Genomic DNA, 12,936 nt, shown 5'->3' with positions numbered 1-12,936 from the left:
GCGATGACCAGCACCCAGAGCTCGCCACTGGAGGTGGTGGCGGTGCGCGCGCACCGCCACCGGGCACCGCTGCTGCGTCCCTTCGTCACTGCAGCCCGCCGCACCGAGGCCGTGGAGTACGTCGTCGCCGAGGTGGAGCTGGCGGACGGCACCGTCGGTCAGGGCAGTGCCGCCGAGACCGTCGCGGTCACCGGGGAATCGGCTGCGACCATCGCGGAGGCGCTGGACGGTCCGCTGCGCCGGGCCGTCGAGGGGGCCCGCGGCACGATCACCGAGCTCTCCGCCCGCGTGGCCGCGGCGCTCGAGGGCGCCACCAGTGCGAAGGCCGCGCTCGAGGTGGCGCTGCACGACGCCTGGGCCCGCTCCCTCGACGCTCCCCTGGTGGAGCTGCTCGGCGGGCGGGTCGGCGACGGCCTGATGAACGACATGACCATCTCCTTGGAGGACCCGGACGTGATGGCCGCGCACACCCGCGAGGCCGTGGCCGGCGGGGAGCAGATCCTGAAGATCAAACTCGGCCGGGACATCGACGAGGACCGCAAGCGTCTCGCCGCGGTGGTGGCGGCCGCCCCCGACGCCCGGCTTCGGCTGGATGCCAACCAGGGCTGGGAGCCCGAGCAGGCGATCGACATCATCGCCGGCTTCGTCGCCGACGGACTGCCGGTCGATCTGGTCGAGCAGCCGGTGGCCGCCGCCAACATCGAGGGCCTGGCCCGGGTCTCCGCCGCGGTGGAGGTGCCGATCATGGCCGACGAGTCCGTGTGGGACGCCGCCGACGCACGGCGTCTGGTCGAGGCCGACGCGGTGGACCTGCTGAACATCAAGCTCGCCAAGACCGGCGGGCTGCGCGGGGCGCTGGCCATCGCGGACGTCGCCCTCGAGGCCGGGGTGGAGTGCATGGTCGGCGCCATGATGGAGCCGCGCATCTCCATCACCGCCACCGCACACCTGGCGGTCGCCCACCCCGCGATCACCCTGATCGACCTGGATCCGCCCTTCTGGTTCGCCTCCGACGTCCCCGCCGGCGGGTACACGCAGGAGCGCGGGTGGATGCGTCTGACCGGCGGTCCGGGGCTCGGGCTCGAACGCCTCACGGCCGACGTCGACCCGTCCGGGGCCGACGTACCGCCGGTCCCCGCCCGACCGGGCGCCAGCGGCGGCGTGGCCGACCCGACCGGAGGTGGTCGATGATCCGAGGTCCCATCGCGCCGGCCGGACCCGGCCGACGTTCCCGTGCGAGAGCACGTCCACGCAGGTCATGACCCCACATCACGGATCTGCACACCCCCGCTCCGGCGGGGACACCGTCGAAGGAGACACCATGTCCACGGATTCCCCCACCCCCCGTCTGACCCGCCGTGACGGGCTGCGGCTCGCCGCCGCCGGCACCGCCGGGCTCGCCGCCGCTGGTCTGGCCTCCGTCGCCCCGGCGATGGCCGCCGGACCCGCCGAGCGCTCGGGACCCACCGAACATCCCGGGCCCTGGCCCGAGCCGGGAGTCGGCCTCACCCCGGGCGGCATCGCCCACGTCGCCGTCACCGCGACCACGCTGTGGGTGGACCCGCGCACGAACCGCCCCGGGATCGACGATCCCTCGCTGACCAATCCCGTCGACCTCGACGCCTGGAACGCCAACATGCCCGACACCGAGTCCCGGCAATGGCTGACCGGCATGCTCGAGTCGCAGGCGGTCCTCGGCAGCGAGGTCATCGTCGACGAGGTCGATGGCGAGTGGGCGCACGTCGTCGTCACCGCGCAGGGCACCCCGCGCGATCCTCGCGGCTACCCGGGCTGGGTCCCGACCATCCATCTGGTGGTCGACGACCGCTTCGCCCACCACGCGGCCTGCGCCCCGACCGCGACCGTCACCGCGCTGACCAGCACCCTCACCGGCACCCCCTGGGGGCGGCACCCGGGCATCGATGTCTCCTTCGACACGATCCTCCCGGTGCTCGGCCATGCCGGGCCGGCGGTGCGAGTGGCCGTCCCCGGGGGTGGCCACGCCTTCCTGCCCACGGAGGACGTGGTGGTGCGCGAGCACGGGGAGCAGCCCCCGCTGCCGACGGTCGAGGACATCGTCGCCACCGGTGAGCGGTTCCTCGGGCTGCGGTACCTGTGGGCCGGGGTGAGCGCCTACGGCTACGACTGCTCCGGGTACACGTACACGCTGTTCCACCACCACGGCATCGCCATCGATCGCGACGCCGGGGACCAGAAGAACCACTCCGGGCTGGACCCGGTGGAGCGGGAGGACCTCCAGCGGGGCGACCTGGTGTTCTTCGCGACCGAGCCAGGCGCGGATTCCATCCGCCACGTCGCCCTGTACCTCGGGGACGACATGATCATGCAGTCCCCCAACGCCGCCCGCAGCGTCGAGATCATGTCGCTGACGGAGTACGACACGGACGGCGAGTACGCGGGGGCGAGGAGGGCTCAGTTGGCCGACTGACCCGCGCCCCCGACGCGCCGAAAGTCGTCGGGCGGCCGGGGCGGCGTCACGCGCCCCGGCCGCCCGATCCGTGGCCGATGGGTCCACCGGATCCGCAAGGGGCGGTCCGGGCCCGCCGGCTCCGCGGCGGGCAGGCCTGACGTGTCCTCAGTCGACGATGAGTCGATAGCGGAACGGGTGGTACTCCGGCAGGTCGTCGTAGGGATAGGTGGCGGTGCGGGAGGTGGTGCCGCCGGCGCCGGAGGCCTGCTCGAGGACGTTGTAGCCGCCCTCGACCCAGCCGTTGAACAGCACGACGTGGCCCACCCCGCTGGAGGAGTCGGCGTTCCTCTGCAGGATGAAGTCGCCCGGGAGCAGCTCGTCCTTCGTGATCGGGTCGGACACGTCGAAACCGCCGTCGGGGTGCAGCGTCTCGGTGGTCAGCCCGGTCGGGTTGTCGTCGAAGCGGATCGCGAGCGCCATCGAGACGAAGCCCGAGCAGTCCTGGCGCCACAGGATGTCGGGATCCTGCTCGGGGCCCACGTCGAAGCTCTCCATGCTGTACGGGCGCGGGTCGTCGACCCAGGCGTGGGCACGCTTGATGACCTCGTCGCGGGAGATCTCATGGTTGAAGCCCGGCACCGGGGCCGCGGTGGCCGACGGGGTCGCCAGCGTCGACGCGGCGGCGCCGGTCACGGCCGCGGCGCCGGCGACGCCGAGGCCGCGGAAGAAGGTGCGGCGGGAGGGGGAATCGATGAGCTGATCGGTCACGGTCAGAACCTCCGTGTCATGTGCACTGCCCCGCCGCGGTGTCCGGCCTCCGGTCGGTCGGACGGCGGCGCCGTGCGTGATCTGGCCCTCACTGTGATCACGAGAAGGTCACGCCGGGCAACCCCTCCGGCGGGACGCATGCTGTCCTGTCACCCGCTGTTCATGCCCGGACCAGTGCAGTCGTGCCGGAACGGGGTCCACCGAGCGCTCGGTCGGCCCGAGAGTCACCCGCCGGATCGGGACCTCAGCGAGTGCGGTCGGGAAGCAGTTCGCGGGTGAGGGCCGCAATGCGCTCGTCGGCCACCTCCGGGTCGAGCCCCGCCGTCATCACGGCCAGGAAGCACACGTCCGGCGAGCCGGGGTCGCCGACGAAGGCGGCATCGTGCCGGTAACCGTCGACCCAGCCCGACTTCGAGCCCCACGCCACGCCCTCACGCAGCGACCGGCCGATCACAGGGATCTGCTGGGCGCTCAGGGCGGCGCGGGAGTGCACGGTCGAGCTCCGCGAGAGGCCGGCGTCCCCCTCTCCGGCGCCGGCGCCACCTCCGTCGCCGTGCACGAGCGCACGCATCGTGCGGGCGAGATCGATCGCGCTGGTCTCGTTGGTCGCCCCCGCCGCGAGCGCGCTCGCGTCACCGATCAGCCGCTCCAGGCGGGTTGCGCGCAGGCCCAGGCCGGCGATCGACTCGGCCACCGCGTCCAGGCCCACCAGCTCGAGCAGATGGTTGGTGGCCTCGTTGCTGGAGCGGTCGATCATCCGTGTCAGCAGCGCCTGGATGCTCACCCGCTCCCCGTCGAGCGGATACGTGGGGTCGAGGTGGTCACCGCCGAGCGTGAAGGGAGCGCCGTCGGCACCGGTGAAGGAGCGGGTCGCGGCGACGGTGGAGTCCAGGTCCAGTGCGCCGCGCTCGGCGGCCTGGAGGGCGGCCAGCAGCACGTGCAGCTTGATGGTGCTGGCGGCGTAGTAGGGCCGCTCCGCGTCTTCGGCCGCGAGCTGCCGACCCTCGGCGTCGAGGAGGCAGAAGGAGACAGCGGTCTCCGTCGGGGCGGCGGCGGTCGGGATCGTCATCCTTCGACCCTAGAGGACCATCCGGGAACCGGTGCCGTCCCGCGAGCCGCGACCAGCCGTGATCCTGAGCAGATCGACCATGCGCGGATCGCGCGCGGGCAGAGGGATGCTGCGCGGGCGCCCCACACCGGCCCCCTCACTCGGCCCCGGTCGCGTAGAGCGCGACGGAGCCCTTCGCCACGAGCTTCCTGGTCGCCGCGAGCTGCTTCTGCTGCTCCCGCGCCCAGCGCTCGGGGTCCCGACGGAGCGTGGCCCGGCTGCTGCGAACGCGGGCGATGGCGACATCCAGTGCTTTCTCGGCGACGACGTTCCTGCGCAGGCCCAGCTCCTCGGCGATGGCGGAGGGGTGGAACCGCCGCGCCAGATCGTTCAGGGCGAGCCCTCCGAGCGTCGGGGGGACCTTGAGGATCTGGTGGAGGAGCCCCGAGATCGACGACAGGGTGGCGCTCGCGAGCACGGAGGAATCCGGGATGAGGGGGCCCGTGACCGCCTGGAACATCGCGTCCACCCGGTGCGCCTGGTCGTTGGACTCGATGCCCTCGACCAGCTCCGGGTCGATGCCCAGCAGGTGCGCGATCACCCACCAGTACCGGTAGAGGTCCGCGGTCTCGGACGAGGTCAGGCCGAATCCCATCGTGGCCTCGGCATCGAGCATGGTGACCGTGAAGTCCATCCACGTGCGCGCGAGGTCCACCTGGTTGATCGGGACCCCGAAGGACTCCTCGTCGACACTGCGGGTGCGGGCGAGACGGCGCATCTGGGCGTGGAGCATCCGCACCTGGATCGTCGCGACGTACCCCGGGGCGCCCGGGCGCAGGCTGCCGGGAAGCATCGCGGTGTTCACCCAAGAGCCCGTCTCCCGGATGCGGCGGTCCGCGCCCTCGACCAGCCGTCCGGTCGTCATCAGCACATTCGTGATGGACGGCGACTGGTACACACGGATCAGAGCACCGGCGCTGAGGGAGATGATGTGCGCCGCCGGGGGCATGGTGAAGAAGGCGAGCGATCCGTGGTCGAGCAGCTCATCGGTCGCGTAGTCGGGCAGGTTCTCGGTGCTGGCCAGCAGTTCCGCGACGGCCGGGTGCGGATCTTCGAGAGTTCCGAGGCCGTGATGGAGCCCCTGGCCGAGCTGGATCCGGAGCGAGGAGCCGTGACGCTGGATCGCCTCCACGACCGCGTCAGCCAGCGGGTCGCCGGTCGTCAGCGCCCTGCCTACGAGTTCCGCGCGGGTGGCGCCGAACTGCAGCTCCAGTCCGCGGCGATGCCCGCGCTCACGCGGCCACGATGGGGTGGAAGTCGTCATGGGCGATCCTCTCGTCGTCGATGTCCAGTCTCCCTCCTCGGCGGGAAGCTCGTGGGCCGTCGAGGCCGCGATGCCTGCGGCACCGGGCTCGCGGCGGGCGGTATGGCTCTCGCGGACGCGGCGCCTGAGGACAAGCCTCTGCGAGATCGCTGCTCGTATCCAGTCTCTGGTGATCCGTGGCTGAGGGGCGCGGGACGGTCAGCCGGCGTCCACCATCGACCGCCTCCACTCCCGAGGTCCACCGTCCAGTCGCTTCGGCACCTCGACGACCACCAGCGCCGGCGACTCCTGCTCCGGGCACTGCGCCGCCCACCGGCCGTTCGCACCGATCACACCGGACGGCACGTGCGGCGCATTCGTCGTGGGCACGCTGTAGCCGACGACGAGGCCGTGCTGGCTAGCAGCAGCCCGGGCCGAAGTCGAGAGACTGTCCGCCTCCTCGGGTTCGCCCGGTCCCTGGGAGGAGAACAGCACGGCGTCGGCCCCGGCATCCTCGTACGCGAGGAAGATGTCTCCGAAGAGCACCTCGAGGCCCGAGGCGAGGCCGAGCCTGATCCCGCCGACCTCGAGGGTCACCTGCTCATGTCCGCGCTCGTACAGGTAGGTGGCCTTGCTCCGGGACAGCCGTCGCTCGTCGTACTGCGCATGGATCCTCCCCTGGGGATCGATGACCAGCAGGCTCGTGCGCGGCCTGCGCTCCTGCACCGTCCCGGTCTGCGGCGCACGGGTCTGCGCTCCGACGACGGTCCAGAGCGAGAGCTGCCGAGCCGTCTGCCGCACCTGGTGCAGCTCCGCGTCGAGCGCGTCCCAGGCGAACAGCTGCCAGTCGGCCTCGGTGAGCTCGTCCCGGGAGCGGGACAGAGCCCACTTGTCCGGGAAGCAGAAGGTCGCCTCGGGGAACTGGATGAGATCCGCGCCCTGGTCCCGGGCCCTGTGCATCAGGTCCCGGATCTCGCGGCCCGCGCGGCGGAATCCGTCGGGGTCCGCCGGGTCGTGGTGCGGCGTGGTCTGGGCCGTCGCGATGCGGACGGCCGGGGATGTGGTGTTCTGTGTCGGCACGGTGCCTCCTGGAACGGAGCGGAGGTGCCGGAGGGCAGCCGTGTAGGACTCGCCCGTGCGCGCCATGCGGGCGCGCACGCGCTTCTTCAGTGCTCGATGTGCTGTCATCCGGACTCCCGCAGCACCTCACGTCGGCTCCCCAGCAGCTGCGACCCGAGGTACGGGTGTTCGTGACAGCGACCGGAGACAGTGTCCCTTTGCCTCGGGATGCACCCGGAGGTGCGGGCTCGTGCTGGGGACGGGCCGTCGAGGTTCGGCGTCGGTCACGCCACGTCGACAATAGCGCGACGCCCGGGCGTCGCACGGCGCGGCACGCCGGGCGCTCTCAGAGGTTCCCCGGGGACGCGACCGCCCGGCGTCAGCTGATGCGCACGACGTGCTTGCCTCGCACCCCGCCGGCCTCGAGAGCGCGGTGCGCGGTGGCGATGTTCTCCAGGGGGTGCACGGTGTCCACCACCGGGCGCACGTCCCCGCTGTCGGCGTGACGGGTCAACTCGGCCACCAGGTCGCTGTGGGGATCGCCGCGGAAGAAGCGCACGCGCTGCGCGCCGTGGACGGCCGACCCGGCCAGGTAGGCGATGCTCCCGGGCAGGTGGTCGAAGTCCAGGCTGACGGCGACCATGCGTCCCCCCGGGGCGAGCAGGCCGCGGTAGGTGCGGTGGTCGGTCCCGGCGGTGTCCAGCACCACGTCGAAGCGCCCCAGATCGGCGGGCGTCGTCGTGCGGTAGTCGTGGACCTCGTCGGCGCCCAAGGAGCGCACGAAGTCCAGGTTCTTCGCGCCGGCGAGCCCGGTGACATGTGCTCCGAAGAGCTTGCCGATCTGGACGGCGAGGCTGCCGACCCCGCCGCTGGCACCGCGGACCAGCAGTCGCTCGCCGGGCCCCAGGTGCGCGTGATCGCGCAGCGCGGTGATCGAGGTGGTGCCGCCGGCGAGCAGTGTCACCGCCTCGACGGGCTCGAGGGTCGTGGGGGCGGGGGCGAGCTTTTCGGGGCGCACGAGGGCGAACTCCGCGGTGGCGCCGAACACGCTCTCATCGACCAATCCCCACACCCGGTCCCCGACCTTCACGGACGAGACCTCGGCACCTACGCGCTCGACGGAACCGACGAGATCGATCCCGACGAGTTTCGGGAACCTGCGGCCGGTCAGCAGCCGGATCTTGCCCTCCCGCGCGCTCAGCTCGCCACCGTTGACGGAGGAGGCTTCCACCCGCACGAGCACCTGATCGGCGGGCACCTCGGGGATCGGGAGGTCGGCGAAGTACAGCACCTCCGGCGGGCCGTAGCGGTCGTACATCGCAGCGCGCATCATGTCCATGAGCAGTCCTCGTTCTCCTCCGGTCGGGGTCCTCGGGCGGCGCGATCCTGCGCCGTCACCTCCTGTCAACCACCTAAGCGCACACCCTCTTCCACTTATCCCTAAAGTGAGAGACATGGACGCTCCGAACTCGCAGAAGACGCAGGATCATCCGCCGATCTCACGCAGGGGCGCCGGGGCGGGGCGCACGCAGCACCTCCGGGCCGATGCGCGGGCCAACCACGCAGTGCTCGTCGACGCCGCCCGCGCCCTGTTCTCCACCGACGGCATCGACGTGCCGCTCAGTGCGGTCGCCCGACGGGCGGGGGTGAGCGCGGCGACGCTGTACCGGCGCTTCCCCACCCGTGACGCGCTGATCGCCGACGTCTTCGACGAAGAGCTCGCCGAGTGCGACGCGGTGCTCGGCCGGGCCCTGGCCGACGAGGACCCCTGGCGGGGCCTGGTGCGACTGCTCACCACGGTCAGCGAGATGCAGGCCCGCAGCCGCGGCTTCAGCGCCGCGTTCCTCGCCCGCTACCCCGACGCCGTGGACCTCGACGCGACACGCGCCCGGGCCGATCAGAGCCTCCTCGGCCTCGTGCAGCGGGCGAAGGAGGCCGGTGCCCTGCGTCCAGACTTCGACCACACCGACATCTACCTGCTGCTGCTCGCCGTCGACGCCCTCTCGACGCAGCCGACGGAGATCGCCGTGGCCGGATCGCGCCGGCTGGTGGCGTACGTCCTCCAGGCCGCGCGCGCCGGGCACACCGCTCCCCTGCCGCCCCCAGCAGCTCTTGAGCCGTCCGCCCTGCATCACGAACGGGGGCGGTGACGGCGGCGGCCACGCCTGCCCCTCGACGCGATCGCGCGCTGCGCTTCCAGCGGTGGAAGCACAGCGCGCGATGGCGTGTGTCGGGCCCTTCGCACGGCCCTGAGGGACTCGAGCCCCTCTGTCGTGCGTCAGACCCTTCGACAGGTCGTACCGGGTCAGGCCCCCTGGTGCCCCGCGAAGGCGCCCGGGTGCAGCCCCTGCCGGCCCTCCTCGCCCTTCTGCAGAGCGGTGATCTGCGAGACCTCGTCGTCGGTCAGCTCGACCTCGAGGGAGGCGAAGTTCGACACGATGCGCTCGGGCGTCACGGACTTGGGGATCACCACGTTGCCCAGCGCGAGGTTCCAGGCGATGACGACCTGCGCGGTCGAGGCGCCGTGGGCGTCCGCGATGGCCTGGATGACCGGGTCGGAGAGTTCGCCGCCACCCTGGCCCAGCGGTGACCAGGACTCGGTGAGGATGTTCTTGGAGGCGTGGAACTCACGCAGCTCGGGCTGGTTGAAGTAGGGGTGGAGCTCGATCTGGTTGAGCACTGGCCGCACGCCGGTCTCGGCCTCGACCTTCTCGAGGTCCTCGATGCGGAAGTTGGAGACGCCGATCGAGCGGATACGCCCCTGCTCCTGCAGCTCGACGAGGGTCTTCCAGGTCTCCACGGCCAGGCCCTTCTCCGGTGCCGGCCAGTGGATCAGGTAGAGGTCGAGCTCGTCGAGGCCGAGATCGGCCATGGTGCCGTCGAAGGAGGCGAGCGTCTTGTCGCGGCCCTGGTCCTGGTTGGGGACCTTGGAGGTCACGAACACGTCGTCGCGAGTCAGTCCCGCGGTCTTCAGCGCCGCGCCGACGCCGGCCTCGTTGTTGTAGCCGCGGGCGGTGTCGATATGGCGGTAGCCCGCCTCGAGGGCCTGGACGACGACGTCGGAGGCGACAGCGTTCTCGACCTGCCACACGCCGTAGCCGAGCTGCGGGATGGAACGGCCGTCGTGGAAGGTGATGGACGGAGAGGCGGGCATGATGCTCCTCGGGTCGGGGTACGGCAGTGCGCCGCGAACGGACTACGGGGCCAGGCTAACGCTTTCCTCCCCGCCTGTGGCCAGGATGTTCTCCCATGTGGACATCTCTGCCTGCTCGGGCCCGCGCTCGGCGCGAGGCCGAGCCGGGCCCAGTGATGCACCGACACGACCGGTGCGGCGGCCCACATCGCTCGTGCGGCCGCAGAACTCGGTGGCCGACGCCGCGGGGGCGGCACGGTGAGCGCCCCGACGTCGCGAGGAATGCCCAGGGGCAGCCACGCCACCGCGTCGCCGGGCGCTCAGTGCGACTCGCGTCCTACCTCGGAGCCGCTCGCCCCGACGAGGAAGTCGAGGTCGGCGCCGGTATCGGCCTGCTGGACATGGTCGACGTAGAGCCGCTCCCAGCCGCGCTGCGGGTTCGCGAGCGCCTCGGTCATCGCGGCCGACGGCTCGCGTGCGGCGAGCTCGGCGTCGCTCAGCTCCACGTCGAGGCGGCGCCCGGCCACGTCCAGCACGACCCGGTCCCCCGTGCGCACGAGCCCGAGCGGCCCGCCGGCGGCGGCCTCGGGCGCGACGTGCAGCACCACGGTGCCGTAGGCGGTGCCGGACATGCGCCCGTCGCAGATGCGCACCATGTCCCGCACACCCTGCTCGAGCAGCTTGGTGGGCAGCGGCAGGTTGGAGACCTCGGGCATGCCCGGGTAGCCCTTGGGGCCGCAGCCGCGCAGGATCATCACCGTGCTCGCGTCGACCTCGAGGTCGGGGTCGTCGATCCGGGCACGGAAGTCCTCGATGCTGTCGAACACCAGTGCCCGCCCGCGGTGCTGGAGCAGCTCCGGGGAGGCGGCAGCGGGCTTGATGATGGCGCCGTCCGGTGCGAGGTTGCCGCGCAGCAGCGCGATGCCGGCGTCGTCCTGCACCGGGGTCTGCCGGGAGGAGATGACCTCGCGGTCGAAGATCTCGGCGCCCTCGAGATGGTCCACGAGCGGCCTACCCGTGATGGTGAGCGCCTCGGGGTCCAGCAGGTCCTCCACCTCGCGCAGCACGGCGAGCAGTCCGCCGGCACGGAAGAGGTCCTCCATGTGGTGCCGGCCCGCCGGCTGGAGGTCCACCAGCAGCGGCACGTGGGAGCCGATGCGGTCGAAGTCCTCGACGCTGAGGTCGATGCCGAGGCGGCCGGCGATCGCGAGCAGGTGCACGACGGCGTTGGTGGAGCCCCCGATCGCGGCGAGCGCCACGATCGCGTTGTGGAAGGACCCCTTGGTCAGGAAGGTCGACGGGGTGCGGCCCTCCGTCACCAGGTCCACCGCCAACCGTCCCGTGAGCTGAGCGGCCTCGCTGAGCCGGGCGTCCGCTGCGGGGGTGCCGGCGATCCCCGGGACGATGGTGCCCAGCGCCTCGGCGACCAGCGCCATGGTCGAGGCGGTGCCCATGGTGTTGCAGTGGCCGGCGCTGCGGATCATCGCGGATTCGGAGCGGGTGAAGTCCTCCGGGGAGAGGGTGCCGGCGCGCACCTCCTCGCTGAGCTTCCACACCCCGGTGCCGCAGCCCAGCGGCTGCCCGCGGAAGGTGCCGTTGAGCATCGGACCGCCCGGGATCACCACGGCGGGGATGTCGACGCTGGCAGCGGCCATGAGCAGGGAGGGGATGGTCTTGTCGCAGCCGCCGAGCAGCACCACGCCGTCGACGGGGTTGGCGCGCAGCATCTCCTCGGTGCTCATCGCGGCCATGTTCCGCCAGAGCATCGCCGTGGGGCGCACGTTGCTCTCGCCGAGGGAGACCACGGGCAGCTCCTGGGGGACGCCGCCGGCCTCGAGGATCCCGTTCTTCACGAACTGGGCCACGGAGGTGAGGTGGGCATTGCAGGGGGTGAGGTCGCTGGCCGTGTTCGCGATCGCGATCTGGGGCCGGCCCCGGAAGGCGTCGTCGGGCACACCGCGGCGCATCCAGGCGCGGTGGATGTAGGCGTTGCGGTCCTCGCCCGCGTACCACTGGCTGCTGCGGAGCTCCATCGCTGATTCCGTTTCCCGAGACGGCGGTCTACCCTGTGGAACGCCTGCATGCTACGTCAACCCGCGTCACGTGGATCGACGAGTCCGCAGGTGAGACACGCGCCGAGAGGAGCTGCCGCCATGCGTGCCCTCGTGATCACCGCACCCGGGGAGGCCGGGGTGCAGGACATCGCCCCGCCCTCGGCCGCACCCGGCGAGGTGGTGGTCGACGTGCAGCGGGTGGGCATCTGCGGCACCGATCTCGAGTTCCACACCGGGCGCATGGCCTACCTCCGCTCCGGCCACGCCCAGTATCCGATGCGCATCGGGCACGAGTGGATGGGCACCGTCAGCCACGTGGGCGAGGGCGCGGATCCCGGATGGAGGGGCCGACGGGTCATGGGCGACACCATGCTCGGATGCGGGACCTGCCGACGCTGCCTCCGCGGGCATCAGCACGTGTGCGGGGAGCGCCAGGAGGTCGGGATCCGTGGCGGCCGCCACGGGGCGCTGGCGCAGCAGCTCACGGTCCCCGCCGCCAGCCTGCACCACCTGCCTGACGCCCTCGATCCTGCTCTCGGCGCGCTCGTCGAACCCGGCGGCAATGCGCTGCGCGCGGTTCAGGGCGCGGACCTCTCCCCCGGTGACCGGGTGCTGATCATGGGCCCGGGAACGATCGGGCTGCTGTGCGCCCTGTTCGCCCGCGCGGCCGGCGCGGAGGTGCACCTGCTGGGCCTGCCCGGGCCGGGCTCGGAGTTCGCCCGCTCGCTCGGGTTCGAGCACGTCTGGGAGCAGTCCACGCTGCCCGACCTGCCGCTGGACGCGCTCATCGACGCGGCGACCTCCGCCGAGCTCCCGCCCTGGGCGCTCTCCCGCGTCGAGCCGGGAGGTCGCGTGGTGCTGATCGGACTGGCCGACGAGCCCAGTCGGATCGACACCCGTGACGTCGTCCTCGGGGATCTCACCGTCGTCGGCGTGCTCAGCGCCTCCCCCGCCCTCGAGGAGACCATCGCGGCCTACGCCTCCGGCGCCGTCGGCCCGCGCCCGCTGATCGCGGCGACCATCTCCCTGGAGGAGGTGGCGGGCGTACTCAGCGGCACCCGCCCACGTCGCGCGTCGGCCGCGCCCAAGATCCACATCGACCCGCGCCTGACCTGACCCGCGCCAAGGCGCCCCGGGTAC

At 72.1% G+C, this 12,936-nt stretch carries 11 protein-coding genes; 4 read left to right on the top strand and 7 right to left on the bottom strand.

Annotated features, from left to right (window positions below; all coding sequences use genetic code 11):
* Nucleotides 1–3: 3 nt before the first annotated feature.
* On the top strand, nt 4–1,191 hold the full coding sequence (locus tag JOF43_RS05855) for a dipeptide epimerase (RefSeq protein WP_209900206.1): 1,188 nt from the start codon (nt 4–6) through the stop codon (nt 1,189–1,191).
* 130 nt (nt 1,192–1,321) lie between these two features.
* Nucleotides 1,322–2,449: a C40 family peptidase gene (locus JOF43_RS05850; protein WP_209900204.1), complete on the top strand. Its 1,128-nt coding sequence runs from the start codon at nt 1,322–1,324 to the stop codon at nt 2,447–2,449.
* Between the two features lie 147 nt (nt 2,450–2,596).
* Here JOF43_RS05850 and JOF43_RS05845 read toward each other — a convergent pair whose 3' ends face one another.
* The 5 genes from JOF43_RS05845 to JOF43_RS05825 form a co-directional block, all read right to left on the bottom strand.
* Nucleotides 2,597–3,199, bottom strand: a complete 603-nt coding sequence (locus JOF43_RS05845) for a hypothetical protein (RefSeq protein ID WP_209900203.1) — start codon at nt 3,197–3,199, stop codon at nt 2,597–2,599.
* 244 nt (nt 3,200–3,443) lie between these two features.
* Nucleotides 3,444–4,268 carry a serine hydrolase gene (locus JOF43_RS05840; RefSeq protein ID WP_209900201.1) on the bottom strand — a complete coding sequence of 275 codons (825 nt, stop codon included), beginning with the start codon at nt 4,266–4,268 and terminating at the stop codon, nt 3,444–3,446.
* A gap of 136 nt (nt 4,269–4,404) precedes the next feature.
* Nucleotides 4,405–5,571, bottom strand: coding sequence for an oxygenase MpaB family protein (locus tag JOF43_RS05835; RefSeq protein WP_209900199.1), 1,167 nt, complete (start codon nt 5,569–5,571; stop codon nt 4,405–4,407).
* A gap of 198 nt (nt 5,572–5,769) precedes the next feature.
* Nucleotides 5,770–6,738, bottom strand: coding sequence for a carbon-nitrogen hydrolase family protein (locus tag JOF43_RS05830; protein ID WP_209900198.1), 969 nt, complete (start codon nt 6,736–6,738; stop codon nt 5,770–5,772).
* A 250-nt stretch (nt 6,739–6,988) separates the two neighbouring features.
* Nucleotides 6,989–7,948 (bottom strand): NAD(P)-dependent alcohol dehydrogenase, encoded by a 960-nt coding sequence (locus JOF43_RS05825; protein ID WP_245354027.1) that lies wholly within the window; start codon nt 7,946–7,948, stop codon nt 6,989–6,991.
* Nucleotides 7,949–8,063: 115 nt separating this feature from the next.
* On the opposite strand from JOF43_RS05825, the gene JOF43_RS05820 reads away from it, so the two are divergent.
* Nucleotides 8,064–8,759, top strand: coding sequence for a TetR/AcrR family transcriptional regulator (locus JOF43_RS05820; protein WP_209900196.1), 696 nt, complete (start codon nt 8,064–8,066; stop codon nt 8,757–8,759).
* Between the two features lie 155 nt (nt 8,760–8,914).
* Here JOF43_RS05820 and JOF43_RS05815 read toward each other — a convergent pair whose 3' ends face one another.
* Together JOF43_RS05815 and JOF43_RS05810 are read right to left on the bottom strand one after the other, a co-directional pair.
* Nucleotides 8,915–9,763 (bottom strand): aldo/keto reductase, encoded by an 849-nt coding sequence (locus JOF43_RS05815; RefSeq protein ID WP_209900194.1) that lies wholly within the window; start codon nt 9,761–9,763, stop codon nt 8,915–8,917.
* A 299-nt stretch (nt 9,764–10,062) separates the two neighbouring features.
* Complete coding sequence (locus tag JOF43_RS05810; protein ID WP_209900192.1) at nt 10,063–11,775, bottom strand: IlvD/Edd family dehydratase; 1,713 nt, start codon at nt 11,773–11,775, stop codon at nt 10,063–10,065.
* 120 nt (nt 11,776–11,895) lie between these two features.
* Here JOF43_RS05810 and JOF43_RS05805 point away from each other — a divergent pair, with 120 nt between their 5' ends.
* Nucleotides 11,896–12,912, top strand: coding sequence for a zinc-dependent alcohol dehydrogenase (locus JOF43_RS05805; protein WP_209900190.1), 1,017 nt, complete (start codon nt 11,896–11,898; stop codon nt 12,910–12,912).
* Nucleotides 12,913–12,936 lie beyond the last annotated feature (24 nt).

The sequence above is a fragment of the Brachybacterium sacelli genome, from assembly GCF_017876545.1.
Taxonomy (GTDB): Bacteria; Actinomycetota; Actinomycetes; order Actinomycetales; family Dermabacteraceae; genus Brachybacterium; species Brachybacterium sacelli.
This window is presented reverse-complemented; position numbering and strand designations above follow the sequence as displayed.

What these genes read in the sequence shown, in the direction of transcription:
- JOF43_RS05855 (WP_209900206.1), top strand. Translation starts at nt 4, where the DNA reads ATGACCAGCACCCAGAGCTCGCCACTGGAGGTGGTGGCGGTGCGCGCG.
- JOF43_RS05850 (WP_209900204.1), top strand. Translation starts at nt 1,322, where the DNA reads ATGTCCACGGATTCCCCCACCCCCCGTCTGACCCGCCGTGACGGGCTG.
- JOF43_RS05840 (WP_209900201.1), bottom strand. Translation starts at nt 4,268, where the DNA reads ATGACGATCCCGACCGCCGCCGCCCCGACGGAGACCGCTGTCTCCTTC.
- JOF43_RS05835 (WP_209900199.1), bottom strand. Translation starts at nt 5,571, where the DNA reads ATGACGACTTCCACCCCATCGTGGCCGCGTGAGCGCGGGCATCGCCGC.
- JOF43_RS05830 (WP_209900198.1), bottom strand. Translation starts at nt 6,738, where the DNA reads ATGACAGCACATCGAGCACTGAAGAAGCGCGTGCGCGCCCGCATGGCG.
- JOF43_RS05825 (WP_245354027.1), bottom strand. Translation starts at nt 7,948, where the DNA reads ATGGACATGATGCGCGCTGCGATGTACGACCGCTACGGCCCGCCGGAG.
- JOF43_RS05820 (WP_209900196.1), top strand. Translation starts at nt 8,064, where the DNA reads ATGGACGCTCCGAACTCGCAGAAGACGCAGGATCATCCGCCGATCTCA.
- JOF43_RS05815 (WP_209900194.1), bottom strand. Translation starts at nt 9,763, where the DNA reads ATGCCCGCCTCTCCGTCCATCACCTTCCACGACGGCCGTTCCATCCCG.
- JOF43_RS05810 (WP_209900192.1), bottom strand. Translation starts at nt 11,775, where the DNA reads ATGGAGCTCCGCAGCAGCCAGTGGTACGCGGGCGAGGACCGCAACGCC.
- JOF43_RS05805 (WP_209900190.1), top strand. Translation starts at nt 11,896, where the DNA reads ATGCGTGCCCTCGTGATCACCGCACCCGGGGAGGCCGGGGTGCAGGAC.